The organism is Nocardioides sp. dk884, assembly GCF_009557055.1.
GTDB lineage: Bacteria > Actinomycetota > Actinomycetes > Propionibacteriales > Nocardioidaceae > Nocardioides.
This window is the reverse complement of sequence record NZ_CP045649.1, coordinates 1,084,954-1,109,563: the sequence shown is the minus strand read 5'-3', so window position 1 is coordinate 1,109,563 and position 24,610 is coordinate 1,084,954. Positions and strand designations below refer to the sequence as shown.

Below are 24,610 nucleotides of genomic sequence, written 5' to 3'. Positions count from 1 at the left end.
AGGCCCCCGACGAGGGAGCGATCAGCGGGTCACCGCGCGGGCGAGGACGAGCCGCGCCTGGCGCAGCACTGCCTCGTCGACGAAGCGGCCGTCGGCGTCGACCCCGACGGCGTCGGCGCCATCGAAGCGGGCCAGCAGCGCGGTGGCCTTCTCGACCTGCTCGGCGCTCGGGGTGAAGACCTCGTTGGCCACCGCCACCTGCGCCGGGTGGATGCAGGCGCGGCCGACGAAGCCCAGCCGGGCCGCGGCCTCGGTCGAGGCACGGAAGGCGTCGAGGTCGCGGAACTCGACCGAGACCGGCGCGATCGGCGGGGCGATGCCCGCGGCCGCGGAGGCGAAGACCACATGGCTGCGCGCGAAGAGCAGCTCGCGCTCGTCGGGGCCGGCGCTGATGCCGACGTCGGCGCTCAGGTCGGCCTCGCCGATCTGGATGCGCTGCACCCGCGGCGCGGCCGCGATCTCGCGGGCCTGGAAGATCGCGTGGGCGCTCTCCAGCAGCGGCACCACCCGGACGTCGGAGCCCAGCGAGGTGAGCAGCGCGTCGAGCTCGACCAGCTCCTGGGCGGACTCGGTCTTCGCGACCGCGAGGCCGGCCAGCCCGGCGCACCCGGCCACGGCCCGCACGTCGAGCTCGCGCTCGGCGCCCGGGTTGATCCGCACCCAGACCCGGACGTCGGTCTCGGGGAGCGAGTCGAGCCAGGTCGCGACCAGGTCGCGGGCCAGCGGCTTGTTGGCCGGCAGGACGGCGTCCTCGAGGTCGACGATCAGCTCGTCGGCCCCGCGGTCGAGCGCCTTGCGCAGCTTGTCGGGCGCGTCGCCGGGCACGTAGAGCGCCGAGCGCGCCAGCGCGGTCTGCCCAGAAGCCTGCTCAGCCAACGATCGTCTCCTTCTTGATCAGCGACTTCGCCACGACCGTGCGCAGGATGTCGTTGGTGCCCTCGCCGATGCTCATCAGGATCGAGTCGCGGTAGAGCCGCTCGACCTCGAACTCGGTGGAGTAGCCGTAGCCGCCGTGCACCTTCATCGAGTCGATCGCGGCCTGGAGCGCGACCTCGGAGCAGAAGATCTTGGCCATGCCGGTGGCGCCGTCGGCGCGACCGGAGCGCACGGCGTCGGCGGCCCAGTAGGCCATCAGACGCGCGGCCTGGACCTGGGTGCCGAGCTCGCCGAGCTTGAGCTGGATCGCCTGGAAGTCCGAGATCGGCTGGCCGAACGCCTTGCGCTCCTGGGCGTAGGCGAGCGCCTCGTCGTGGGCGCGCTGGGCGATGCCGACCGAGCGGGCGGCGATGTTGACCCGGCCCCACTCCAGCGCGGAGAGCACCTGCTGCATGCCGCGCCCCTCGACGCCGCCGACGAGCTGGGAGACCGGCACCTTGACGTTGTCGAGCAGGATCTCGCAGGACTCGGTGCCCTTGTAGCCGAGCTTCGGGATGTCCTTGGTGACCTCGAAGCCGGGGGTGCCGGCCTCGATGAGCAGCACGCTCATGCCCTTGTGCGCCGGCGAGGCGCTCGGGTCGGTCTTCACCAGCACCGGCAGCGGGTCGGCGTAGCGGGCGTTGGTGATCCACATCTTGGCGCCGTTGACGACGTAGTGGTCGCCCTCCAGGCGCGCGGTGGTGCGGATGCCCTGCAGGTCGGTGCCGGCGTCGGGCTCGGTGAGGCCGATGCCGGTGCGACGCTTGCCGGTGGCGAGGTCGGGCAGGTACTTCTGCTTCTGCTCCTCGGTGCCGTGCATCGAGATCAGCCGGCAGGCCAGCGAGTGGCTGCCGAGGATGCCGGCGATGCCCATCCAGCCGCGGGCGATCTCCTCGAAGACCAGGGCGAACGCCACCGGGTCGAGGTCGAGGCCGCCGTACTCCTCGGGCACCGTGATGCCGAACAGGCCCATGTCCTTCATGCCCTCGACGATCTCGGTCGGGTAGCGCCCGGCCTGCTCCCACTCGCGGGCGACCGGGACGATCTCGTTGTCGACGAACTGGCGCAGCAGCGCCTTGAACTCGCGCTGGTCCTCGTCGAGCTGGAAGTCCATCAGTGCTCCTCGGTGGTGTCGGGGGTGTAGTACGGCAGGGCGCGCCCGTCGGGCAGGTCGACCCAGGCGACGGTGACCGGGTCGCCGATGCGCCAGCCGGTCTCGCCGGGCTCGGCCGGCTCGAGGCGGGTCAGCACGACCGGGCCCTCGGCCAGGCGCACCCGGGCGACGGTGTACGGCGCGCTCAGCTCCGGGCGCGGCGCCCGGTGCACGACGGTGAAGGTGTCGACGGTGCCGGTGCCGGCCGCGTCGACCTGGGTGAGGTGGTCCATCGAGCCGCATCCGGTGCACAGCGCCTTCGGCGGGTGCTGGACGGCGCCGCAGGCCGTGCAGGACTGCACGGTGAGCCGGTGCTCGCGGGTGGCGTCCCAGTACGCCGCGGTGTTCTCGTCGGCGGGCGGAACCTCGCCGGGGGTCCAGGTGTCGCTCATCGGGCCCCTCCCAGGACGACCGTCGCGTGCGTGGACAGGATGCCGCCGGTGCCGTGGGCGACCGCGATCTCGGCGCCCGGCACCTGCCGTGCACCGCACTCGCCGCGCAGCTGGCGCACCGCCTCGACGAGGAGCAGGACGCCGTACTGGCCGGGGTGGCAGTAGGACAGCCCACCGCCGTTGGTGTTGAGCGGCAGCGCGCCGCCGGGGCGGATCCGGCCGTCGGCGATCAGGTCGAGCGCCTCGCCCTCCCCGCAGAAGCCGAGCGCCTCGACGCTGAGCGCCGCGGTGATCGTGAAGGAGTCGTAGACCTCGACGACGTCGACGTCGGCGGCGGTGATGCCGGCCCGCGCGTAGGCGTCCTGGGCCGCACCACGGGCGCCGGGCACCGACAGGTCGGCCACCGCGGTGAAGGAGGTGTTGGTGCTGCGCTCGCCGTAGCCGAGCACCTCGACCGGCTGCTTGGCCAGGTCGCGGGCCCGCTCCAGCGAGGTCACCACGACCGCTCCCCCGCCGTCGGTGACCAGGCAGCAGTCGGCCGCCGTCAGCGGCGAGGAGATCATCGTGGAGTCCACGACGTCGGAGACGCTGAGCGAGCCCTTGCCGTAGCGGAACGCCTTCGGGTTGAGCAGCGCCCACTCCCGCGCGGCGATCGCGACCTCGGCGAGCTGCTCGCGGGTGCCGCCGTAGCGGTGCAGGTAGCTCTGCGCCGCCATCGCGTAGTACGACAGCGGGTAGAGCATGTCGTAGGGCTCCTCGAACTGCGCCTCCGGGATCCACGGCTCGTGGACGCCGCCGAGCTTGCGCGAGCGCGCCGAGCGCTGGTTGGAGGCGAAGGAGATCACCACGACGCTGGCCTGCCCGGCCTGGATGGCCTGGGTGGCGCGGGCGAGGTACATCTCGAAGGCGCTGCCGCCGGAGAACGTCGAGTCCGTCCAGGTCGGCACCACGCCGAGGTAGTCGGCCAGCTGGGTCGCGGAGAACCGCGAGATGCCGTTGGTGGCGATGCCGTCGACGTCGGCGAGGGTCAGCCCGGCGTCGGCGAGCGCGCGGGTGACCGCCTGGGTCTGCAGGGTCAGGATCGAGGAGTCGGTGACGCCGAGGTCGCACTCCGCGGCACCGACGATCGCGACGCCGGTGCCGGTCGCAGTGCTCATCGGGCGGCTCCCGGGCCGTCGGGGGTGCCGAGCAGCACCACGGCGCGCGCCGGCGCGGCCGCCGCCCGCCCGTCGGTGCCGTCCTCGGCCACCACGACGACCTTCATCTCGACGCTGATCCGGTCCGCGCCGACCTCGGTGACGGTGCCGGTGCAGCGCAGCCGCTCGCCGGCGAACACCAGGTTGCGGAAGGTGAAGTCCAGCTGGTGCACGAAGGACTGCGGGCCCAGCCAGTCCTGGAGCATCTCGACCAGCAGCGCGCCGTACACCTGGCCGTCGACGATCGGGCCGGGCAGGCCCTTCTCCGCGACGTACGCCGTGTCGTAGTGCAGCTTGTGCCAGTCCCAGGTGGCGCCGGCGTAGGCGACCATGTCGGTCTGGGTGATCGTGCGCTCCAGCGGCGCCACGACATCGCCGACCGCGATGCTCGTCTGGTCGACGAAGGTCTCGGGGAAGTCGCTCATGCCTGCTTCTCCGCTCCGCTGCTCGCGAGGGCGACGAAGATGATGGTCTCCGCGTTCTCGGCCAGCAGCTCGTCGTCCTGGTTGGTGTAGGTGGCGGTGGAGCCCACGATCAGCATCGCGTTGCCCGAGCCGGTGACCTTCTCGGTCACCGAGGTGATCCGCCAGGTCGCGGTGACGACGTCCTCGGGGCGGATGCGGCGGTGGAAGGTGTAGGAGTTGCCGCCGCGGACCTGCCGGCTGTTCGGGATGTCGAGGTCCCAGGTGTGCCCGGCGTAGCCCTCGTGGTCCATCGGCAGCCCGGCGTACTGATTGGTCTCGCAGACCAGGGTCAGCGGCGCGGTGACGCCGTCCAGCCCCTGGGCGCGGGCGTAGCCGGGGTCGGAGTAGAGCGGGTTGGCGTCGCCGATCGCGAGGCCGAAGTAGCGGCCCGCGGCGGCGCCGAACGGCTCGGGGGCGGTGTAGACCTTGGTGCGGCCCTCGAGGGCGCGCACCTCGTCGGTCAGCAGGCTCACTTGGCCTCCCCCGTCTGGGCACCGGTGACGGCCGGGTGGTCGACGGGGTACAGCGCCAGCGGGAAGACCTCGAGCAGGAACTCGGGGCGCAGCAGGCCCTGGCAGATGGCACCGGTGGAGGCCGGCCACGGCGACTGCAGCAGCCGCTCGCGCACCCCGGCGACCGCGCGGTAGTCCGGGATCGCGGACTCCACGCAGTACTCGGTGGTCTCCAGCAGGTTGCTGGCGTCCAGTCCGGCGTGCTTGAGCAGGTGCAGGATCGCCTCGAAGGTGACCTCCGCCTGGGCGCCGATGTCGCCGGGGTGCAGGGCCTCCTGGGTCTCCATGTCGAGGGCCGCGAAGCCGGACATGAACAGCGTGCGACCGGCCTTCACGCCGGGGGCGTAGGTGAGCGTGTCGTAGCGGCTCCAGCCGGGGTTGACCAGCTCGAGCGGGTGCCGCGAGGCGGTCACGTCGATGGCGACCAGCTGGCCGGGCTTGTGCAGGCGGCTCATCAGGATGCCGCCGGCGCCGGGGTAGACGCCCGCCTCGTTGTTGCCGAGCAGCTCCTTGCGGACCCGGTGGGTCTTGCGGTACTCCGCACGGGTGTCCGGGGTGGAGTAGTCGTAGGTGGTGACCGCGTGGTCGAGGCTGAGCCCGACCTGCTCCAGCAGTACGCCGGCCTGCTCGAGGCAGTAGCGGTACTGCGCGGCGAAGTCGCCGGGGTGCACGACCTCACCGGACGCGTCCACGGGCACCATCGTCGGCAGGTAGACCGTGCCGTCGTGGCCCTCGGTGATCGGCGAGGCGACCCAGGTGCCGGCGTCGCGGGCCTCGCTGGCGACGCGGAGCTGCTCGCCGCCGCCCTTGACCGCGTGCAGCTCGACCTCGAGCCAGGCGGCCCGGCGCACCAGGCGCTCCACGACCACGGTGCGCACCGTCGGCTCGTGGGCGCCGAAGACCTCACGGCGTACGGCGGCGGTGGTCTCGTACTCGGGCAGCCCGGCCAGCGTGACGTTCTCGGTGACCCGGGTGACGTCCTCGGGGCCGAAGCCGGCGCCGGCGAGGATGGTCAGGCACTTCTCGTAGGCGATCCGCGACTGCTCCTCCATCGAGCCCGACACGGTCATCTTGCCCACCGCGGGGTCGTGGCGCGCCGAGGTGTGGCCCGAGGTCCAGGCGGCGTCACCCTCTGACAGGCCGAGGCAGAAGGTGAAGCCCTCGTAGGGGAACCAGGGGAACTCGGCGGGCTTGATGGCGTTCAGGGTCATGCGGATGCCTCCGTGCGGGGAGAGGGGGCGGGGACGGGGGTCTCGGCCGCGCGGGCGGCCAGGGTGAGCAGGACGGTGAGGTCGGCGGAGTCCGGCAGCGCGCGCACGGCGCTGGCCAGGTCCTCGGCCAGCTCGCCGACGTTGCCGGCGAACTTGGTGAACAGGCCGGCGTCGGACAGCGGGTTGGAGCCGCCGCCGGGGCTGCGGTCCAGGCGCCCGACGACCGTGCGGCCCTCGCGCAGCGTGAGCGCGACGTGCCCGGCCGCGTCGGCCGCGACGCCCTCGCCGGCGGTGATCTCCCAGCTGACCCGGGCGGCCAGCTCGGTGATCTCGCCGCGGGCCAGGTTGGTCTCGGCGTAGGTGTCGACGCCGACGGCGCCGTCGATCAGCAGCGCGGCCACGCTCCAGGGCAGCGAGAACTTCGCGGCGTACGCGCTGGCGGGGCGGGTCAGGTCGCGGTCCGGGGCGCAGACGACCGTCGCGGAGTCGGGGTGCACCTGCGCGTGGATCGCGGTGACCTCGCCAGCGTCGACGCCCGCCTCGGCCAGCGCGAGCTGCGCCGCGGCCATGGTGACGTGGGCGAGCTGGCAGGTGGGCCACGGCTTGATGCCGATCCGGGTGGTCTCCCAGTCGGCGGGGTCGTCGCTGCCGAGGCCGCGCAGGAGCACCTCGGTGTCGACGTTGCCCGCGGCCACCGAGGCGGGTGCCAGCGCGTCGTACACGCCGTGCGGGCCGTCGAAGACGCTCTCGGGCCCGGTGGCCCCGGCGGCCGCGAGGCGCGCCGCGAGGATCCCGGACTGCGAGGCGAAGCCGGGGTGCAGCTGCTTGGTGCTGGCGCCGGTCGCGAGGAACGCGAGCAGGCCGCCGGCCTGGCTCCCGGCGATGCCGAGGGCGTGGGTGGTGGTGGCGGCGTCCAGGCCCATCAGCCGCGCGGCGACGGCGGCCGAGGAGAAGACCCCGGAGACCATCGTGGCGTGCAGGCCACCGGCGTGGAACCCGTTGGGGGCCGCGGCGGCGACCCGGCAGGCGATCTCGTAGCCGACGACCGCGGCCTCGAGGACCTCGCGGCCGCTGGCCCCGACCTGCTCCCCCACCGCGAACGCGGCGGGCAGCACGACCGCGGTGGCGTGCACCAGGCCGCCGGCGTGGGTGTCGTCGAAGTCCAGCGCGTGGACCAGGGTGCCGTTGGCCAGGCCCGCCGCGGGGGCCGAGACCCGGGTGGCGGTGCCCAGGATCGTGGCCTCGGCCGGCCCGCCGAGACCGGTGGCCACGGTGAGCGCCGGCAGCGCGGCGCCGGCGCGAGCGCCGGCCACCGCGTTGCCCAGGCCGTCGAGCAGGTGCCGCAGTGCGGCGTGGGTGACCTCGTCGGGGAGGCTGAGCGGCCCCACCGCCCAGGCTGCGAGCTGCGGCGCGAGCATCAGGCCGTGCCCTCGGGCGCGACCGGGCCGAAGGCGCCGCCCGCCTTGAGCTCGGCGATCTTGGCCTCGTCGTACCCCGCCACCTCGGTGAGCACCTGGTCGAAGTGCTCGTTGCGCTGCGGCGCCCGGACGTACGTCGGGACCTCGGAGCCGACCCGCACCGGCGAGGCGAGCTGGCGCACCGTGCCGTAGCGCGGGTGCTCGGTCTCCACGATCAGGTTGCGCGCGATCGTGTGCGGCTCCTTGAGGGCGGCCTCCACGTCGTTGATCGGCCCGCACGGGATGGACGCGGGGTAGCACAGCGACAGCCAGTGGTCGACGGTCTCGGTCTTGAAGATGTCCTCGAGCAGCCCGGTCAGCTCGGCCTGATGCTGCTGGCGCAGCGAGAAGGTCGCGAACTTCGAGTCGGGCGTCGCCCACTCCGGGTGACCGATGACCTCGGCGAGACGCACCCAGAACTTCTCCTTGGCGCAGCCCACGATGAACCAGCCGTCGGAGGCCTCGAAGGCCTGGAACGGCACCAGCGAGGGGTGCGCGGAGTGGCTGATGCGCTGCGGGGTGTAGCCGGCGTTCATGTGCCAGGTGGCCGGGTAGGTCAGCATCGACATCGCGGTGTCGTAGAGGCTGACGTCGCAGTCCATGCCGACGCCGTCGCGGCGGGCCGCATGCAGGCCGGAGAGCAGCGACAGCGCGGCGACGTACCCGCCGGAGAAGTCGACGAGCGAGAGCCCGGACTTGGTGGGCGGGCCGTCCGGCTCGCCGGTCAGCTCCATCCAGCCGGCCAGCCCCTGGAGCACGTAGTCGTAGCCGGGCTCCGTCTGGCGCGGGCCGGTCATGCCGAACCCGGTCAGCGAGCAGCACACGATGGCGGGGTTGAGGTGCTTGAGCTGGTCGTAGGTGATGCCGATCTTCTCCGGCACGTCACCGCGCAGGTTGGAGTAGACGGCGTCGGCGTTGCGGACCAGGTCCTCGAAGACCGCGCGACCCGCAGGCGTCTTGATATCGAGGGAGATCGACTTCTTGTTGCGGTTGAAGGTCTCGAAGAAGAGCGAGTCCTCCTCCTCGAAGTACGGCGGCACGTAGCGCCCGACGTCGCCGCCGACGCTGGGGTCCTCGATCTTGATGACCTCGGCGCCGAGGTCGGCGAGGTGCACGCTGCCGAACGGGCCCGCGCCGTACTGCTCGAGGGAGATGATGCGGACGTCCTGGAGCGGCTTCACTGACGGCCTCCTGTGATCGTGGTGATCAGCTCGATGATGCGGTCCTGGGCGATGCGGGTCTCCGACGCCGCGATGCCGTGGGTCGGCGGGCTGAGCTTGACGGCGTCCGCCTTGCCCTCGTACGCCGAGATCTGCTCGGCGACCTTGTCCGGGTCGCCGTTGAGGGTGAGCGCGTCGACCATCTCGTCGCTGACCGACTCCGCGAGGTAGTCGGCACCCTGGCCGGAGCGGAACGCCTCGATGACGCCCTGCTGCTGCTCGCCGAGGCCGTGGAACTCGAAGAAGTCCGCGTAGGTGCGCACGCTGGCGTAGAAGCCGACCAGCCCGGCGACCCGGCGCTTGGCGGCCGCCGCGTCGGGGTCGACCGAGCAGCAGGCGGACACGACGAGCTCGATGTCGGAGCGCTGGCGCCCCTCGACGGCGGCGATGCCGGCGTCGATCTCGGGCAGGATCCGCTGCTCGAGGTAGGACGGCGAGCACAGCTCGTGGCTGATCCAGCCGTCAGCGATCCGGCCGGCGAGACGGGTCATCGCCGGGCCCATCGCGGCCAGGTAGATCGGGATGTCGGTGCGCAGCACCGGGAAGGGGCGCTCGTAGCCGCGGATCCGCATCGGCTCGTACTCGCCGTCGAGGTCGATCCGCTCACCGGTGGTGCAGGTCTCCCAGAAGTGCCGCACGTTGCGGACGGTCTCGCGCAGGTGCCCGACCGGCTTGCCCCAGCGGGCGTTGTGCCAGTCCTCGTTGAGCCGCTGCACGCCGGTGCCGAGGCCGAGGATGAAGCGGCCCTCGGAGATCTCGTCGAGGTCGAGCGCCTCGAGCGCGGTGACCATCGGGCTGCGGGTGAAGGCGAGCGCGATCGCGGTGCCGACCTGGGCGGTGCTGGTGGCCTGGGCGATGGCCGCGGCGCTCAGCGTCGCGGAGCGGTGCAGCTCGGGCACCCACACCACCTCGGCGCCGGCCTCCTCGGCGCGCCGCGCGGCGTCGGCCAGCTCGGCCAGCGTCTCGCCCCAGGGGGCGTAGGTGATCCGCATCCGCTCAGCCCTCGGCCAGCGGGGTGCCGTCGACGAGCGCCTTCTTGCCCTCGGGGAAGATCCCCTGCAGCTGCTCGGCGCCGCGCTTGTAGACGTAGAACATCCGCTTGAAGGAGCAGACCTCGTCGCCGGTCTGGTTCAGGGTGCGGGTCTTGACCGTCACGATCCCGGCGTGCGGACGGCTCGAGGACTCCCGCTTCTCCAGCACGACGGACTCGCTGTAGAGCGTGTCGCCGGCGAAGACGGGGTGGGTCATCTTGATGTCGTCCCAGCCCAGGTTGGCGAATGCGTTCTGGGTGAGGTCGGTGACGCTCTGCCCGACCGCGATCGCCACGGTCAGCGTGGAGACGACCAGCGGCTTGCCGAACTCCGACTTCGCGGCGTACTCGCTGTTGAAGTGCATCTGGTTGGTGTTCATCGTCAGCAGCGAGAACGAGATGTTGTCGGCCTCGGTGACGGTGCGCCCCAGCGGGTGCTGGTAGATGTCCCCGATCTCGAAGTCCTCGAAGAACCGTCCCTGCCAGCCTGCCTGCACGCCCACGACGCACTCCATCCCATTGTCGGTGTCTGTACTGCCGACCCTAAATGTCTGATGTTTTGGCGTCAAGGGTTTTTGAAACGTTGTTCCGATCTTGTCGGCGCTCCCGGTCGATCCGCTCGTACGTCGGCCGCAGCCCGCCGAGGTGGGCGCGCTGGGCCTCCTCCGCGCCCGCGACGTCGCCCGCGCGGACCCGGTCGAGGATGTCGCGGTGGTCGTGGTCGACCCGGGCCCAGAACTGGGCGGGGGCCTGGCGGCGCACGAAGCGCTCGTAGACCACCCCGAAGATGGGCGCGGTGACCGCCTCGAGGACCGGGTTGCACGCAGCCCGCAGCAGCCCGACGTGGAAGTCGCGGTTGGCCACGAACATCGCGTCCGGGTCCCCCCCGCGCGGGTCGAACAGGGTCTCCTCGAGCGAGGCGAGGTGCTCCTCGCCGTGGCGCGCGGCGGCAAGCCCGGCGGCCGGGACCTCGAGCATCTCGCGGACCTCCAGAAGCGAGTCCACCGAGACCGAGTCGGCGTCGGTCAGCAGCGCCAGGCTGGACTGCACCAGCCCGGCGATGTCGCCGGGCTGCGGGGCCGCCACGAACGAGCCGCCCGCGACCCCGCGCCGGGTGACGATCAGCTGCTCGGTGGCGAGCGCACGCAGCGCCTCGCGCACGGTGCTGCGCGAGACGCCGTACATCTCGCAGAGCTCGGGCTCGGCCGGCAGCCGGTCCCCGGACTTCAGCGCCCCGGAGAGGATCTGCGCGCGCAGGGTGTCCGCGAGGGTGCGGTACGCCGGGCCGGCGCCGTCGGGTCGGTCTGCCATGCCCGCACCCTAGCCCGAGGCGGGCGCAAATGTCTGATGTATGTCGCGCGGGGATCCGGCCGCCGCGAGCAGCAGCTGCGCCACCAGCGCCGGTGCGGTCATCGGGGCGTCGTGGCCGCAGTCCAGCAGCACGTCGCGCTCCCCTTCGGCCGCCCGACGGTCCCGGGTCACGCGCGACGGGTAGCCCTCGGGCGTGCCCGCGCAGAACGCGAACACCTGCGGCACCTCGGCGGGCACCGCCGGCACCGGGTCGAGCGACGGCGCGACGGGGGTGTCGCAGAGCCGGGCGTTCATCCAGGCGGCGGTCGCCTCGTCGAGGTCGTCGCCGGCGACCAGCGGGCGCGGGGGGACGAGGAGGTCCCGCGCCGGCTCGGCGGCCGGGGCGCCGAGCAGGTCGATCGCCCGCTCCCCCGGTCGCGGGACCGCGGCGTCGAGGTGCACCAGGCAGCGCAGCCGCTCCGGGATCCGCGCGGCGAGGGCAGTGGTGACGATCCCGCCCTGGCTGTGCCCGACCAGCACCACGTCGCGCAGGTCCTCGGCCACCACCAGCCCCTCCAGGTCGTCGACCCAGCCGTCGAGGCCGCGCACCTCCCCGGCGTACGACGTCCGCTCGCCGGCGCCGAGCAGGCTGGGCGCGTGCACGTCGTACCCCGCGGCGACCAGGTGGGGGCGCACCCGCTGCCAGGCCCAGCCGCCCCGGAAGGCGCCGTGCACCAGCACGAACACGCTCACGCCGGGCCCGGCTCGTCGATGACCACCTCGAGGTACTCGCGGGGGTAGGAGTCGTAGGGCCGCAGGTGCTCATACATCAGCTGCGTGTGCTCGACGTAGCCCTCGGCGCGCGTGCACTCCTCGTAACTCTCGACCGAGTCGAACCAGCGCAGGTGGGTGAAGTGGGTGGGGTCCTCGACCCCGCGCACCAGCCGGCGCCCGCGGAACCCGGGATGGTCGCGGAAGAACCGACCGAACTCCTCGTTGCGCGCGATGTAGCCCTGCGCGTGCTCCTCGCCGGGCTTGGTCCAGGCCTGGCTCACCACCACGATCATGCCCATTCCTCTCGTCAGATAGATCATATATAGATAGAGTCCGGCGGGTGAGCGGAAGCAGTGCGCAGACCAAGACCATCCACGAGTTCCTCGCCGAGTCCCCGGACGTCGACAGCTCCGAGCTGTGGGCGCAGTTCTGGCAGATCCTGAGCGAGGCCAAGGAACGCATCGTCGCCGAGCTGCCGGTGGAGGCCCACCCCTCCAGCGCCGGGCTGGACTACTGGTCCACCGAGGACGGCGGCTACGAGGGGGCGATGCACACCTTCGCCGGCGACCTGTCGAACGACGGCCCGACCGCCGAGTGGCTGGTCCACTCCTGGATCGGCAACCGCAAGAACTCGATCCTCGACATGAACCTGCAGGTGTGGCTCGGGCCGCAGATCGACGTCCCCCACCTGATCATCGTGTTCGGCACGATCCCGCAGATCTTCTTCTACAGCGAGTTCGTGGCCCGCCGCGACCTGATGGTCGACCCCGACTACCTCGCGACGTACTACGAGCCGGAGAACGAGAAGTTCCTGGCGCTGCGCGGCGACGACCGGTTCACCTGGTCGGTCAGCCACGGCACCTACATGCGCGCGTTCCTCTCCCCCGTCGCCCACTCCTACGTCGCCGAGCGCACCGCCGACGTCGTGGAGACGCTGCGCGCGACGGTCAACGAGCGCGTCGACACCTGGCTCGGCTGGGTGCGCGACGCCGTCGCGACGCCGGTCGAGGAGCGCGCCGCGCTGCGCGCCCGCGACCACCAGGTGCGCACCTACGGATACACCCTCGACCCGATGAACGAGCTTTCCAAGAAGTTCCTCGGGGCCGAGCGGGTCGAAGAGCTGGTCGCGGTCCGCGCCGGCTTCAAGCAGATGGAGGAAACCGCATGAAGGTCCTGATCATCGGGGCGGGCTTCGTCGGCTCGGCAGTCGCCGACCGGCTCAAGGCCCTGGGCCACGAGGTCACGGTCACCACGACGACCGAGGCGAAGATCGAGGGGCTCACCGAGCGCTTCGGCAACGCGATCATCCTGCGCGGCAACGACCGCGACGCGGTGCACGCCGCCGTCGCCGAGGCCGACGCCGTCGTCGTGAGCGCCGGCCCGTCGGCCGCGCAGTCGATGACGCCCGAGGGGCGCGCGAAGACCTACAAGGAGATCCTGGTCGACACCGCGGAGAACGTCGTGTCGGCGCCCGGTACGCCGTACCTCGTCGCGCTCTCCTCGCTCTCGGTCTACGGCTCGGCCGCCAACCACCTCGACGTGGTCGACGAGACCGCGCCGACCACCGAGTCCGGCGACCCGAGCCCGGCCAACTTCCTGCTCATGGAGAAGGCCTACCTCTCCGCGGGCGACCGGGTCTCGGTCTTCCGCTGCGGCGACATCTTCGGCGCGGGCGACCCGCCGATCGCCGACAAGGTGAAGATGGCGCACGACTACCTCGGCGGCTCGGTGCCGTTCTCCGGCGACGCGCTGCTCTACCGCCTCTACGTCGAGGACTGCGCCGACGCCGTCGTCCACGCCCTCGAGGAGCGCCTGGTGGGGGTCTACAACCTCACCCACGCCGAGGTCGGCCCGACCAACGCGACGCTGTTCGACACCCTCGCCGCGCAGCAGGGCCTCCCGGCCCTGGAGTACCGCAACGAGATCGAGGGCCCCACCAAGCCCATCTCGGTGCAGAAGCTGATCGACTCGGGCTTCACCCCGAGCCGCTCCTTCGACCCGGCGTACCGCGACCTCGTCGCCCCCGCCGGCAGCTGACACCGCACCGCCCGCAGCACCCGCAGCACCGAAACGGCCCCGGCCGGCGCTCCCCGCGCCGCCCGGGGCCGTTCTGCGTACTCCGCGAGTCGGCGCCAATGGTTGCGCGAGTCGGCTCGTGTGGTGCACCGAGTCGGCCCTTGTGGTGACACGACGTACGGAGCGCTCGACTCAACCGGTCGGAACTCTCGACTCGACCGTCAGAACTCTCGATTCAACCTGGCCTGGCATGCCGAAGGGCCGGGGTGGGGGTCCTCCGACCCCACCCCGGCCCCGTGGTGACCCGACGCCTGGAACGTCAGGGCCACCGCGCCGGCGCATGCCCCCGCAGGCCCGCGCCGGCCGTCTTCAGCTCAGCCCTCAGGCCTCGACCTTGCGTCGTACGCCGGGGACCAGCAGGAGCGCGGCCGCGCCCAGCAGGGTCAGACCCGACGCCCACAGCGCCATGACGGGCAGCGAGTCGCCGCCACCGGTCTGCGGCAGCGTGGAACCCGACGTGGGCGTGGTGGTGCCGCCGCCCGCGCCGCCGCCGCTGCCGTCGTCGCCGTCGTCCGGCTCGTCGAGCTCGCCGACGCCGATGGTCATCGTGCCCAGGACCTTGCCGGCCGTGCAGTCGATGGTGATGGTGGTCCCGCCGACCTCGTCGGTCACGATCCCCGCGCCGATGACCTTGACCTCCGCGTCGACCGCGTCGGTCTCGACCGTGCCGCTCATCGACGGCATCGGGATCTCCTCGTAGGTCGCCAGCGTCAGGCTGTTCTCGCCGGTGAGGGTGGTCGCCGTGCCGTCGATCTCGAGGTCGAGCTCGACGGCCATGCCGACCCCGTCGATCGGCACCGGCGCGATACCGGGCATCTTGCTCATCGAGGCAGCCAGCTTGACCTCGGTGTCATCCTCGGCGGCGCGTGCACCGGCGACGGTGATCTTCGCCGGGTACTTGAAGTCGGAATTGAACTCCTGCAGCAGGCACTCGAAGTCGACAGTGCCGGAGGCCGGCTCGCCCTTGTCACCGCCCCCGCCCTTCGGCGGATCCGTGGGCGTCGGAGTCGGCGTCGGGGTGGGGGTCGGCGTCGGGGTCGGGGTGGGCGTCGGCGTCGGCGGGGTTCCGATCTCTACCGTCGCCGTCCCTAGCGCAACGGGTGACGTCACCGCGCATTCTCCGGTCATCGCCTTCGACGGGTCGCCCGCGTAGGTCGAGAACGCGATCTTGCTGACGCTGATCTCGAGTGCCGGGTTGCTGGTGGTGACGTTCCCGATCAGGTCAGCGATGGGGATCACCTCCTTGGGCTTCAAGTCGGCGAGAGCGTGACCGCCCTTCAGCTCCACCTCGGCGCCGTCCACGGACACGGTCAAGGTCGCGTCCATGGTGTAGCCCTTCATCGGGACCGGAGCGACGCCGGGCAGATCCTCGACTTCCGCCACCAGGGTGATGTCGGTGCTGGCCGCATCCGCATGGAGAGCGGCCACAGTGATCTGGGGGTCGTAGTCAAACGGGAAGCCGAGGAACTGGCAGCTGCTGAACGTGACCTCTGCCGAGGCAGGTCCCGCTGCCGTCGCAGGCGCGGCCAGCGCGGGCAGCGAGACGAGCGCCAGGCCCGTGGCCGCGAAGAACGCCGCGACCGGGCGCTGCCACGACGCGGCGGTCACTGCGCGACCCCGGTCCGACCGCGGCCCGGGAAGGCCACGATCACGCCGAGGCCGAGGAGCAGCAGCGCGGAGCCGGAGAGCAGCACGACGGGCATCGAGTCGCCGCCACCGGTCTTCGGCAGCGCCGTCCCGCCGGTCGTGGGCGTGGTGGGCGTGGTCGCCGCGGGGGCCGTCGTCGGCTCGGCGGGAGCCGGCTCCACGGCCGGCGCACCGAAGCTGATCTTGTGCTCGACGACGTTGGCCTTGTAGGTCGCCTCGTCCACCGCGTTCGGGATCGGGCCGGAGGCGAAGTAGCACTGCACGACCGTGCAGTCGTGATCGCCGAACTTCTCGTTGACGGTCACGGTGAACTCACCGATCGAGCCGTTCTCGTCCGCGGTGCGGAACGTCGAGCCGTTCGGCAGGTTGCAGTCGGCGGGGCCGGCGTAGCCCTCGACGCACTGCCCGACCGCGATCCCGGACAGGCCTGGCTCGTAGCCCTCCCCGCTGACCGTCAGCACCTGGCCGTCGGTCAGCCCCTCGAGCTGGCTGACCTCCAGTGTCGGTGCGGCGAAGCTCGGGGGTGCGTTGACGATGGTGACGAGCATCATCGCCGCGGCGCCTGCGGCCAGCTTGGCCAGCATCGTCGGCATTCTCTTCACGTAAGGCTCCTCGATCGTGGTGCGGACAGCTAGTGCGGCTGAACGGGTTCGTGCGCGGGGAGGTTCGGAGGTCATGGGGCCACCGGCTGGGCCCGGGTGAGGGCCGGATCGGTGACCACCGCGGCCGGTGCCGTGTGGGCGCCGGAACGGTGGATCGCGGCCTGCTCGCTGCCCAGGTAGGAGCGAACGACCGCCGGGTCGTTGCGGACCTCGTCAGGGGTGCCGGTGGCGACCACCCGGCCGAGGTTCATCGCGATCATGCGGTCGCACAGTCGCGAGAGGAGGGGAAGGTCGTGCTCGATGACGACCATCGTGGTGCCGAGCTCGCGGCGGATGCTGAGCAGCAGGTCACCCAGCGCGTCGCTCTCGCTCTGCGCGATACCGGCGGACGGCTCGTCGAGCAGCAGCACCTTCGGCTCCAGCGCCAGCAGCGCGGTCAGCTCGACCACCCGGCGGGTGCCGGTCGAGAGCTCGGAGATCATCCGGTTCGCGTACGGCGTGAGGCCGGTGCGCTCCATCAGCTCCTCGGCCGCGACGCGCTTGGCGCGCTCGCCGGTGCGTACGCCGATCGAGGCGGTCCACAGGCCGGTCGGGTCCGTGCGCTCCTGGGCGATCATCAGCGTCTCGCGCACGGTGAGGGTCGGGAAGAGCGCGGCGTCCTGGAAGGACCGCACCAAGCCCTGGATAGCGCGCTGCTCGGGAGTCGCCTTGGTGACGTCGACCCCGTCGTAGACAACCCGCCCGGCGTCGGGCCTGGTGAAGCCGGCGACCATCTCGAAGCAGGTGGTCTTGCCGGCGCCGTTGGGCCCGATGACGCCGAGGATCTCCCCGGGCGCGACCTCGAAGTCCGCGTGGTCGACGGCCACGACGCCGCCGAAGCGCTTGGACAGACCCGCGACGGTGAGCACCGGGGCCAGCCCGGCGACCGGACCGTCGGACGCGGGACCGGGACGCTCGACGAGCCCCTCGAGCCGCATCGTCCCCTGCAGCGGGGAGGTGGACGGCTCGCCGGGCCCGTGACGGGCCACCTCGACATCGACGCCGGCACGCCGGGCGAGGCCGTCGTAGATGCGGTCACGGACGTTGATGAGCACCCCGCCGAGGCCGTCGGGCAGCAGGATGACGACGAGCAGCCAGCTGATCGCCAGCGCGGCCTGGCCGGCGGTGGACAGGGTGACGATCGCGGGCAGGCCCACGATGATCAGCGCGCCGATGAGCGGACCGATGGTCAGGGTGAGGCCACCGATGACCGTCAGCGCGACCACGTCGATGCTGGCGCTGGCCGGGAAGGAGTTGACCGTCAGCGACGTCTGGCCGTGTCCGATGACCACGCCGCCCAGGCCGGCGACCACGCCGGAGACGGCGTACAGCTGGAACTTGCGCAGCCGGGCCGGGACCGTGAAGGCGCGGCCGGCCTCCTCGTTGTCGCGCAGCGCCTGCAGGCTGCGCCCGAACCCGCTGTGGCGCAGGTTGTTGGTGAACCAGATGCCGATGGCCAGCATCAGCAGCGCGAAGAGGTAGTAGTCGACCGCGAAGGTCACCGGGTAGCCGAAGACCGTCGGGCTGGCCGGGGACAGCCCGTCGCCCAGGAAGAGGTCGGTGCGCAGCAGCCACGAGGTGGTCGCCAACGCGAACGCGAGCGTCGAGACCGCGAGGGCGAGCCCCTTGAGCCGCATCGCGGGGATGCCGATCAGCACCGACGCGATCGCGGCGGAGGCGACGCCGGCCACGATGCCGAACACGAAGCTGCCGGTCGCGTCGACCACGTGGGCCGAGGCGGCGGCGGCGATGCCGGCGTAGGCGAACTGGCCGAGGGAGAGCTGGCCCGAGACGCCGGTGACCAGGCCGACGCTGAGGCCGACCAGGGTGTAGCCGGCGACACTGGTCAGGATCGACGCGGTCTCGTTGGACACGACGTAGGCGAGGCCGAAGACCGCCATCGCGACCATGCACATCAGCACCCGTGGCAGCCACACGATGCTGCGCACCGTGCGGTAGGCCTCCGGCAGCGGGGGTACGACGACGCGACGCCAGCCGCCGCGCTCCTTGCTGGCCCGGCCGAGGATCGGCTGGCGCAGCAGGGCGATCACGATCACCAGGCCGATGGCGACGTTGACCAGCGACCGGGTGTCGGGGTTGGAGAGCAGCAGCTGCTCGAACACGCCGATCCCGAGGGAGGCGGCGACCGCGATCGGGATCGAGGTCATCCGACCGATCACGGCGCCGGCGAGACCCTTGAGGAGCAGGTCCGCGCCGAGCCCGTCGAGGCCCTGCCCCGAGGTCGTCGGCGTGACCAGGATGGCCGAGAAGGCGGCGATGCCGCCGGCCAGGCCCCACACGAGGGTCGCCATCCGGCGCGCCGGGATGCCCTCGAGCTGTGCGGCGTCGGGATCGTCCGCGGCCGCGCGCACCGCCATTCCGAGGCGGTGGCGGCGCAGGAACACGGCCAGGCCCCACAGCAGCAGCGGACCGAGGATGAACATCGCGATGTACGGCGGGCCGACGGGCAGCGAGTCGATCTCCCAGGTCGGGAGGTACGGCGGCTTCGGGAAGGTGAAGCCGCTGATGCCGTCGGTGTTGATGACCAGCGCCATGATCAAGATGAACTGCGAGAGCCCGAGCGTGGCGATCATGCCGATCAGGGCCGGGCGCCCGGTCAGGCGGCGTACGACGAGCACCTCGATGCCCGCGGAGAGCAGGCCGGCGACGCCGATCGCGAGCAGGAACGACAGCCAGTACGGTGCGCCCCAGTCGACGACGAACAGTGCCAGCACCGAGGCACCGAACGCGCCGACGGAGCCGTGGGCGAAGTTCACGAACCGGCTGGAGCGGTAGACCAGCACCAGGCCGATCGCGAGCAGCCCGTAGGTGAGCCCGGAGAACAGTCCGAGGACGATCCGGTCGAGGCCGAAGTCGAAGTCGGTGAGCGAGAACATCGGGGTGATCGCGGCGTTCACGCCGTTCACCAGGGCGAGGGCGCTCATCGGGCACCCGCCGCGTGGCCACCGAGCATCAGCTCACGGATCCGGTCAGGGTTGGCCGCCAGGTCGGCGGCGCGCTCCTCGGCGATGATCTCACCCTTCTCCATCATGTAGGCGCGGTCGACCAGCGAGAGGGCGACGTTGACCGACTGCTCGACGAGCAGCACGGCCGACCCCCGCTCGTTGAGCCGGCGCAGCAGATCCATCAGGCCGCCGACCACCACCGGCGCGAGGCCGAGGGAGAACTCGTCGATCACCAGGATCTTGGGCTCGACGACGATCGACTTGGCGAGGGCCAGCATCTGGCGCTCACCGCCGGAGAGCGTCGAGGCGGTCTGGTTGCGCCGAGCGTTGAGACGCGGGAACACGGCCAGCGCGGCCTCGACGGCCTCGGCGTTCCAGCGCCGGTCGGTCGCGGCGAAGCCGTGCATGGTGAGGTTCTCGACGACCGTCAGCGACCCGAACGCCGACTGGCCGACGACCTGGGAGAGCCCCAGGTCGATCCGCTTGCGGGTCGCGGCGTTGGTGACGTCCACCCCGCCGATGGTCACGGTGCCGGCGTCGGGCTTCAGCAGCCCGCCGATCACCTTCAGCAAGGTGCTCTTGCCGACGCCGTTGGGGCCCATCAGGGCGACCATCTCGCCCTGCTCGACCACCAGGCCGGCGTCGAAGAGCACCTGCATCTGGCCGTAGGAGGCGCGGATGCCGGCACAGGAGAGCGCGGGGGCGTCGGTCATTCGAAGAGCTCCACGTCGCCGTCGTAGACGAAGCACTGGCACTCATCGTCGAAGCGCATGGCCCGGTAGCCGCCGGCGCCCGCGCGGCCGCGGTCGAGCGCACCGCCGAAGCCGGCTGCGGTCTCGACGCCTTCGCCGTTCGCCTCCATCGCATCGGACCAGGTCTGGGCGTTGAGGTCACCGCTGGCGTTGTCGGCGCCGATCTTGAGCATGCGCGCGGCGTCGCAGTACGGCAGCGCCACGCGGGCGCTCTCGCGCGACTCGAAGGTGATGCCGGCGTCCTTGTAGACCTCGAAGCACTCCACCTCGGCGGCGTTGTCGGGGTCCGGGAACGGCACCAGCTCATCAGAGACGTCCTGCGGCGGGTGGAACCCGATGCCGATCATCCCGTCCATCGTGCCGTCGGGGATCAGGTCGGGGTTGTTGATGAAGAACGAGGGGTTGTCGAAGCTCGAGATCGAGTACCTCGGCGTGAACTGGCGACCGGCCGCGATGCTGGCGAAGATCGAGGCCAGGCGCGAGCCGCCGAAGAACATGACCCGCTGGACGCCCTTGCTGCGGAACGTGTCGGCCGCCTGCTCCTGGCCGGCGTAGAGGGTGCCCATGTCGGTGGGGTCGACCCAGCCGACCTGCACGTCGAGGCCGGCCTCCTTCAGCAGGGGCACCCCGACCTCCTCCACCGCGCGGCGGTTGACCGGGGAGTCCGCCGCGACCACGCCGACGGACTTCTGGCCCTCGAAGAAGCCCTGCTTCTCCGTGGCCGCGACGTAGGCGCGGATGAAGGAGTCGTACTCGGGGAAGCTCGGCGACCAGAGGTACGGCGCCAGCTCCTCGTAGTACGCCGTGTCGCTGGCGTAGAGCGTCGCGTCGAGCATCAGCGTCTCGCGCTGGGCGTAGCAGGGGCGGGCGTTGGACTGGAACTGGCCGGTCAGCACGACGGCAAACGCCTTGTCGTCCTGGGTGACCTGGTTGCAGAGCTGCTCCTCGGTCGCCGGCGAGTCGTTCTGTCCGTCGTAGAGGCGGAAGACCGCGTCGAGCTTCTTGCCGCCGAGGCCGCCGTTGTCGTTGACCCAGTCCTCGAGGGCCTGGATCTGCGCCTCCTGGTCACCCACCGGGGCGGTGACGAAGCCGGTCAGCTTCTGGATCGCGTCGAGGTCGACGGCCACGAAGACCACCTTGACCGAGTCGTCGCTGACGCCGGGGCCGGGTCCGGCGGCCACTGCGAGGCCGCCACCTCCCGTGTTGCCGCCGGGCATGAGCGCGCCGCAGCCCACGAGCGCGAGGCACGCGGAGGCCGCGACGGCAGTCGTGCGGATCACCGCCGACCGGTCGCGCCACCAACGGTTCTTGGTCCTCGAGCTCGTCACGCGGGCTCCTCCATCCGTGAGGCGGGTCATAACGGAAGAATATAGGATATTAACCACGCCCGTAACCCTTCCGGCGCTGTTCCTGCCTGGACCACCACGCGTCGGCGGCGGCGAGGTCGACGATCGCGGCGTCGGCGGCCTCAGCCTCGGGGTCGAGGACCGCGACCGACCCGACCGCACGCGGCGCGGGCTCGCCGGCCACCGCGAGCAGGCGCCGGCGCGGCTGCGGCTCGCCATTGCTGCGGTGCTCCCACCACGCGGCGGCGGCCGCCAGGTCGACCACCGAGTCGTTGAGCTCGACGGCATCCGCACGCGGCGCCGCCGCAGGGACGGTGGCCATCAGCGGCGTCGGCGTACCCCCGAGGAGGCGCGGGCGCGGGGCCGGCGGGCGCTGGCCGCCGTCGCGCAGGTCCCACCACTTCTCCAGGGCCACCAGGTCGACGACCGCGTCGCCCAGCGGGCCGTCGGCGGGCGGCGTACGGCGTGCGCCGACCGGCAGCGACAGGGCGGCGAGGGGCAGCAGGGCGGACAGTGCGATGCCGCGGGCCGCGAGGCGGCGGCGCAGACCCCAGCCGAGCAGGACCAGACCGAGGGCATTGAGCACGAACAGCCCCCACGGGTAGCTGCTCCACTCCAGGTCGAACGCGGTCAGCTCGGCGTCACCGACGCCGCCGCGCACGTGGTAGGTGCCGAAGGCCGCGGTCGGCAGCGCGATCGGGATCTCGACGCGCGCCGTGTCGCCGGGCTCGAGGGTGCCGATCCCGGCCTTGACCGGCGCGGGCTCGACGTCGTCGGTCTTGCTGACCACGAGACGCACCTCGGGGTCCTCCACGGCGACCTCGCCGAGATTCTGCACCGTGAAGGACAAGGTGCGCTCGGGGGCGGCGCCGAAGAGCTCGCCGAAGCTCGCGCTCCCCTCCAGCGTGACCTGGCCGATGGCCAGGGTCGTCTCGACGGGCTCCGGGTCGGGCTCCGCCGGCGGGTCGAACTTCTTGACGCCCTTGCCGCTGGGCGGCGGGATGCTGAGCGGCGGCTCGGCCGGCGGCGCCGCGATGGAAGCCGGCGGCGCCGGGGTGACGACGGACGGCGTGGTCGCGGGAGGGCTCGCCGGCGGGTCGTTCTGCGGAGGATCGTTCTGCGGGGGGCCGGGCGGCGGCGGTACGGCCGCGAAACCCCCGAACACCGCAGCGGCACGCAGCGGCGCGCGGTCGGCCCGCGCCTGCACGGCCCCGACCCGCTTCGTGCTGCGGTCGGTCGCGGTGAAGGTCGCGCTGAACGCGCCGGTGGCATCGGGGCGCACCCGGGCCCGGCGATCGGAGGTGGCGTTGCCGGCGACCAACCGCGGGCCGCGGTAGCCGCGCACCTCGACCGGGACTCCGGGGTTCCACCCGACGCCCTCGACGATGATCTCGACCTCGTCCTCGGCGGCCTCCTCGGTCAGGGTGAGCGCCGGGGTGCCGAGCAGGGTGAGCGGGAGGTCGAGCCAGCGCGCGGCGTCGGAGACGCGCAGCGTCCACTCCCCCGCCTCCACCTCGCTCGGCACCCGGATCTCGCCCAGGCCGGAGCCGTCCGGCTCGGTGAGGAAGGTGGCCGGCGGGAGGCAGAGCGCGGCGGCGTCACAGAGGGCGACCTGCGCCTCGGTGCTGGAGGCCAGTCCGATCACCGCGACCCGGACGGTGTCGCCGGCGCGGGCCGCACCCAGCCCCCGCTGACCCTCGATGCCGGCGATGATCGCCGCGGGCTCGGCGACGGCGGCGAAGTCGGAGGCCAGGTTGGTGTCGAGCGGGGCCGTGGCGGGGTTGGCGCCGCCGGGAATCCCCTCGGTCTGCGCGTTGCAGGCGACCCGGCGGGCCAGCAGCGGCATGTCGAAGAAGACGCCGCGCAGCGCGATCTGGTGGGCGCCGGGCTCCTCGATCACGAAGCTGCCCTCGACCGGGGGGAGCTCCTCGAGCTCCTCGCCAGGACCGAAGGAGACCTCGACGGGCGCGATATCCTGGCCGTCGACAGAGAAGTGGAAGACCGCCCGGACGACCGTCGGCACCTCGCCGAGCGCAGGGCCGCCGGCCAGGTCGAGGGCGAAGGTGCGAGTGCCGCCGACGGCGGTGTCGCCGGCGGTCGTGAGCAGCGGGGCGACCGGGGGCGCCGCAGGGTCGGGCGGCAGGGAGGACCACGGTTCCAACGCGGTGGAGATGTCGAACAGAGGCTCGTCGGTCAGGTCGAGGGGCTCGCCGTCGACGGCGGGCCCGGCGGGCTGCGCAGGGTCGGTCAGCGGGTCAGGCGTATAGGTCCAGCACCCGCCGGCAAGGACGAGGGGGTCGAGCCCGTCGGTGGGCGCGATGCCCGCGCCGAGGGCTCCCGAGCTGCCCGCACCGATGAGTGTCATCGATGCGACCAGGCCGGAGGCCAGGGCGGCCCCAAGTGCTCGTGCGCGCGTCCTCATTGCCGTAGCGTCTCCTCGGCTGCCGGTCCCTGCATCGGATCTCCGATTTGGCGATGATATATTATTTAGGGTGTCAGCGATGTTACGAACCGTGATCTCCACCGGAATCCGCGCCGTCGCCGAGGTCGCGATCACCGCGGGACTGGTGCTGCTGGCCTTCGCCTTCTATCTGCTGGTCTGGACCAACCAGCAGACCCAGGCCGCGCAGCGCGGCCTGATGGACGACTTCCGCGAGCTCACCTCGGACGGCGCCCAGAAGTCCGCCGAGGCGAGCACCCCGCGGGCCGGTGAGGGCTTCGGCGTCCTCCACATCCCCGCCCTGGGCGATGACTGGGAGTGGGTGGTCGTCGAGGGCGTCGGCGACTCCGACCTCGCCCGCGGCCCGGGCCACTTCCCCGGCACCGCGCTGCCCGGACAGGTCGGCAACTTCGCCATCGCCGGGCACCGCGCCACCCACGGGGAGCCCTTCGCGAACCTCGACCAGGTCGGCGAGGGCGACCGCATCATCGTCGAGACCGTCGGCAAGTGGCTGGTCTATGAGGTCACCTGGAGCCGCATCGTCAGCCCCAGCGCCGTCGAGGTCGTCGAGCCGGTCGCCGGCTTCCCGGGCGCCAAGCCCACGGCGCGCACCATGACGTTGGTGACCTGCCACCCGCGCTGGGGCTCCAGCGAGCGGCTCGTCCTCGGCGCCGAGCTCGTGGAGCGGTACGCCGCCGAGGCCGGCCCGCCGCCGGACCTCGCCTGATCCCGCGCTCCCTGCTCCCTGCTCCCTGCTCCCCGCTCCCCGCTCCCCGAAGGAGACCCGATGTACGCAGCGCTGTGGCGGATCCTGCCCGGCCCGACCTGGGCGAAGCTCCTCGAGGCCCTGGCCCTCGTCGTACTGGTGCTCATCGTCTTGATGACAGTCGTCTTCCCCGCCGTCGAGCCGCTGCTCCCCTTTGACGACGTCACCGTCGGCGAGTGAGCACGGGCCAGCGTCCGGGGTGCTGGCCTGCGGGGTGCACGTAACTGCGCAATTGCGCTGAAAAACACCGGTTTCGGCCGCCCGCAGGTACTTATCCGCGCAATTGCGCGGAAAGACACCGACCACCGGCCGCCCCCGCACCGCCGACCATCGACCACCACAACGACGACGGGCCCGCACCG

24 protein-coding genes are annotated in these 24,610 nt (G+C 72.0%); 4 read left to right on the top strand and 20 right to left on the bottom strand.

Annotation, left to right across the window (positions count from 1 at the left end; translation table 11 throughout):
- Positions 1-21 precede the first annotated feature (21 nt).
- From GFH29_RS05420 to GFH29_RS05355, 14 genes are read right to left on the bottom strand one after another with little or no spacing between them, the layout of a single operon-like run.
- Entirely contained in the window at positions 22-876 is an 855-nt protein-coding gene (locus GFH29_RS05420; protein WP_228387779.1) for an HpcH/HpaI aldolase/citrate lyase family protein, read from the bottom strand.
- The gene (locus GFH29_RS05415) at positions 869-2,029 is read right to left on the bottom strand and encodes an acyl-CoA dehydrogenase family protein (RefSeq protein WP_153322396.1); all 1,161 of its coding nucleotides are present in this window, start codon (positions 2,027-2,029) and stop codon (positions 869-871) included. Before GFH29_RS05415 ends, GFH29_RS05420 begins: the two co-directional genes overlap by 8 nt.
- Positions 2,029-2,460: a Zn-ribbon domain-containing OB-fold protein gene (locus tag GFH29_RS05410; protein WP_153322395.1), complete on the bottom strand. Its 432-nt coding sequence runs from the start codon at positions 2,458-2,460 to the stop codon at positions 2,029-2,031. Before GFH29_RS05410 ends, GFH29_RS05415 begins: the two co-directional genes overlap by 1 nt.
- Positions 2,457-3,617 carry an acetyl-CoA acetyltransferase gene (locus GFH29_RS05405; protein ID WP_153322394.1) on the bottom strand — a complete coding sequence of 387 codons (1,161 nt, stop codon included), beginning with the start codon at positions 3,615-3,617 and terminating at the stop codon, positions 2,457-2,459. The genes GFH29_RS05410 and GFH29_RS05405 overlap by 4 nt, the downstream gene beginning before the upstream one ends.
- A complete protein-coding gene (locus GFH29_RS05400; RefSeq protein WP_153322393.1) occupies positions 3,614-4,081 on the bottom strand; it encodes a MaoC family dehydratase in 468 nt (155 codons plus the stop codon). Before GFH29_RS05400 ends, GFH29_RS05405 begins: the two co-directional genes overlap by 4 nt.
- Positions 4,078-4,593, bottom strand: a complete 516-nt coding sequence (locus GFH29_RS05395) for an FAS1-like dehydratase domain-containing protein (protein WP_153322392.1) — start codon at positions 4,591-4,593, stop codon at positions 4,078-4,080. The genes GFH29_RS05400 and GFH29_RS05395 overlap by 4 nt, the downstream gene beginning before the upstream one ends.
- Positions 4,590-5,843, bottom strand: a complete 1,254-nt coding sequence (locus GFH29_RS05390; RefSeq protein WP_153322391.1) for a RidA family protein — start codon at positions 5,841-5,843, stop codon at positions 4,590-4,592. Before GFH29_RS05390 ends, GFH29_RS05395 begins: the two co-directional genes overlap by 4 nt.
- A complete protein-coding gene (locus GFH29_RS05385; protein ID WP_153322390.1) occupies positions 5,840-7,261 on the bottom strand; it encodes an MmgE/PrpD family protein in 1,422 nt (473 codons plus the stop codon). Before GFH29_RS05385 ends, GFH29_RS05390 begins: the two co-directional genes overlap by 4 nt.
- Positions 7,261-8,481 (bottom strand): CaiB/BaiF CoA transferase family protein, encoded by a 1,221-nt coding sequence (locus GFH29_RS05380; protein WP_153322389.1) that lies wholly within the window; start codon positions 8,479-8,481, stop codon positions 7,261-7,263. The genes GFH29_RS05385 and GFH29_RS05380 overlap by 1 nt, the downstream gene beginning before the upstream one ends.
- Positions 8,478-9,512, bottom strand: coding sequence for an LLM class flavin-dependent oxidoreductase (locus GFH29_RS05375; RefSeq protein ID WP_153322388.1), 1,035 nt, complete (start codon positions 9,510-9,512; stop codon positions 8,478-8,480). Before GFH29_RS05375 ends, GFH29_RS05380 begins: the two co-directional genes overlap by 4 nt.
- 4 nt (positions 9,513-9,516) lie before the next feature.
- The gene (locus tag GFH29_RS05370; RefSeq protein WP_153322387.1) at positions 9,517-10,053 is read right to left on the bottom strand and encodes a MaoC family dehydratase; all 537 of its coding nucleotides are present in this window, start codon (positions 10,051-10,053) and stop codon (positions 9,517-9,519) included.
- Positions 10,054-10,093: 40 nt separating this feature from the next.
- Positions 10,094-10,861, bottom strand: coding sequence for a FadR/GntR family transcriptional regulator (locus GFH29_RS05365; protein ID WP_153322386.1), 768 nt, complete (start codon positions 10,859-10,861; stop codon positions 10,094-10,096).
- A gap of 9 nt (positions 10,862-10,870) precedes the next feature.
- On the bottom strand, positions 10,871-11,593 hold the full coding sequence (locus GFH29_RS05360; protein ID WP_153322385.1) for an alpha/beta fold hydrolase: 723 nt from the start codon (positions 11,591-11,593) through the stop codon (positions 10,871-10,873).
- Positions 11,590-11,907, bottom strand: a complete 318-nt coding sequence (locus GFH29_RS05355) for an antibiotic biosynthesis monooxygenase family protein (RefSeq protein ID WP_153322384.1) — start codon at positions 11,905-11,907, stop codon at positions 11,590-11,592. The genes GFH29_RS05360 and GFH29_RS05355 overlap by 4 nt, the downstream gene beginning before the upstream one ends.
- Positions 11,908-11,954: 47 nt before the next feature.
- Here GFH29_RS05355 and GFH29_RS05350 point away from each other — a divergent pair, with 47 nt between their 5' ends.
- Together GFH29_RS05350 and GFH29_RS05345 are read left to right on the top strand one after the other, a co-directional pair.
- Complete coding sequence (locus GFH29_RS05350; protein ID WP_153322383.1) at positions 11,955-12,782, top strand: hypothetical protein; 828 nt, start codon at positions 11,955-11,957, stop codon at positions 12,780-12,782.
- Positions 12,779-13,651, top strand: coding sequence for an NAD-dependent epimerase/dehydratase family protein (locus GFH29_RS05345; protein ID WP_153322382.1), 873 nt, complete (start codon positions 12,779-12,781; stop codon positions 13,649-13,651). The genes GFH29_RS05350 and GFH29_RS05345 overlap by 4 nt, the downstream gene beginning before the upstream one ends.
- Positions 13,652-14,011: 360 nt before the next feature.
- Here GFH29_RS05345 and GFH29_RS20435 read toward each other — a convergent pair whose 3' ends face one another.
- The 6 genes from GFH29_RS20435 to GFH29_RS05310 form a co-directional block, all read right to left on the bottom strand.
- Entirely contained in the window at positions 14,012-15,298 is a 1,287-nt protein-coding gene (locus GFH29_RS20435) for a hypothetical protein (protein ID WP_194289024.1), read from the bottom strand.
- Complete coding sequence (locus tag GFH29_RS05330) at positions 15,295-15,930, bottom strand: neocarzinostatin apoprotein domain-containing protein (RefSeq protein WP_228387877.1); 636 nt, start codon at positions 15,928-15,930, stop codon at positions 15,295-15,297. The genes GFH29_RS20435 and GFH29_RS05330 overlap by 4 nt, the downstream gene beginning before the upstream one ends.
- An 80-nt stretch (positions 15,931-16,010) precedes the next feature.
- Positions 16,011-18,923: a branched-chain amino acid ABC transporter permease/ATP-binding protein gene (locus tag GFH29_RS05325; protein ID WP_153322378.1), complete on the bottom strand. Its 2,913-nt coding sequence runs from the start codon at positions 18,921-18,923 to the stop codon at positions 16,011-16,013.
- The gene (locus tag GFH29_RS05320) at positions 18,920-19,657 is read right to left on the bottom strand and encodes an ABC transporter ATP-binding protein (RefSeq protein ID WP_153322377.1); all 738 of its coding nucleotides are present in this window, start codon (positions 19,655-19,657) and stop codon (positions 18,920-18,922) included. The genes GFH29_RS05325 and GFH29_RS05320 overlap by 4 nt, the downstream gene beginning before the upstream one ends.
- On the bottom strand, positions 19,654-21,024 hold the full coding sequence (locus tag GFH29_RS05315) for an ABC transporter substrate-binding protein (RefSeq protein ID WP_194289026.1): 1,371 nt from the start codon (positions 21,022-21,024) through the stop codon (positions 19,654-19,656). Before GFH29_RS05315 ends, GFH29_RS05320 begins: the two co-directional genes overlap by 4 nt.
- A gap of 49 nt (positions 21,025-21,073) precedes the next feature.
- Positions 21,074-23,407 (bottom strand): hypothetical protein, encoded by a 2,334-nt coding sequence (locus tag GFH29_RS05310; RefSeq protein WP_153322375.1) that lies wholly within the window; start codon positions 23,405-23,407, stop codon positions 21,074-21,076.
- Between the two features lie 148 nt (positions 23,408-23,555).
- Between GFH29_RS05310 and GFH29_RS05305 the strand changes: the two genes are divergently transcribed.
- Positions 23,556-24,209: a class E sortase gene (locus GFH29_RS05305; RefSeq protein ID WP_194289027.1), complete on the top strand. Its 654-nt coding sequence runs from the start codon at positions 23,556-23,558 to the stop codon at positions 24,207-24,209.
- Between the two features lie 60 nt (positions 24,210-24,269).
- On the top strand, positions 24,270-24,428 hold the full coding sequence (locus GFH29_RS20430; RefSeq protein WP_194289028.1) for a hypothetical protein: 159 nt from the start codon (positions 24,270-24,272) through the stop codon (positions 24,426-24,428).
- The last annotated feature ends 182 nt before the right edge of the window (positions 24,429-24,610 follow it).

Coding starts and splice junctions, on each gene's coding strand:
- GFH29_RS05415 (WP_153322396.1), bottom strand. CDS start 2,029: ATGGACTTCCAGCTCGACGAGGACCAGCGCGAGTTCAAGGCGCTGCTG.
- GFH29_RS05330 (WP_228387877.1), bottom strand. CDS start 15,930: ATGCCGACGATGCTGGCCAAGCTGGCCGCAGGCGCCGCGGCGATGATG.
- GFH29_RS05410 (WP_153322395.1), bottom strand. CDS start 2,460: ATGAGCGACACCTGGACCCCCGGCGAGGTTCCGCCCGCCGACGAGAAC.
- GFH29_RS05355 (WP_153322384.1), bottom strand. CDS start 11,907: ATGATCGTGGTGGTGAGCCAGGCCTGGACCAAGCCCGGCGAGGAGCAC.
- GFH29_RS05365 (WP_153322386.1), bottom strand. CDS start 10,861: ATGGCAGACCGACCCGACGGCGCCGGCCCGGCGTACCGCACCCTCGCG.
- GFH29_RS05345 (WP_153322382.1), top strand. CDS start 12,779: ATGAAGGTCCTGATCATCGGGGCGGGCTTCGTCGGCTCGGCAGTCGCC.
- GFH29_RS05310 (WP_153322375.1), bottom strand. CDS start 23,407: ATGACACTCATCGGTGCGGGCAGCTCGGGAGCCCTCGGCGCGGGCATC.
- GFH29_RS05375 (WP_153322388.1), bottom strand. CDS start 9,512: ATGCGGATCACCTACGCCCCCTGGGGCGAGACGCTGGCCGAGCTGGCC.
- GFH29_RS05400 (WP_153322393.1), bottom strand. CDS start 4,081: ATGAGCGACTTCCCCGAGACCTTCGTCGACCAGACGAGCATCGCGGTC.
- GFH29_RS05390 (WP_153322391.1), bottom strand. CDS start 5,843: ATGACCCTGAACGCCATCAAGCCCGCCGAGTTCCCCTGGTTCCCCTAC.
- GFH29_RS05385 (WP_153322390.1), bottom strand. CDS start 7,261: ATGCTCGCGCCGCAGCTCGCAGCCTGGGCGGTGGGGCCGCTCAGCCTC.
- GFH29_RS05325 (WP_153322378.1), bottom strand. CDS start 18,923: ATGAGCGCCCTCGCCCTGGTGAACGGCGTGAACGCCGCGATCACCCCG.
- GFH29_RS05320 (WP_153322377.1), bottom strand. CDS start 19,657: ATGACCGACGCCCCCGCGCTCTCCTGTGCCGGCATCCGCGCCTCCTAC.
- GFH29_RS05405 (WP_153322394.1), bottom strand. CDS start 3,617: ATGAGCACTGCGACCGGCACCGGCGTCGCGATCGTCGGTGCCGCGGAG.
- GFH29_RS20430 (WP_194289028.1), top strand. CDS start 24,270: ATGTACGCAGCGCTGTGGCGGATCCTGCCCGGCCCGACCTGGGCGAAG.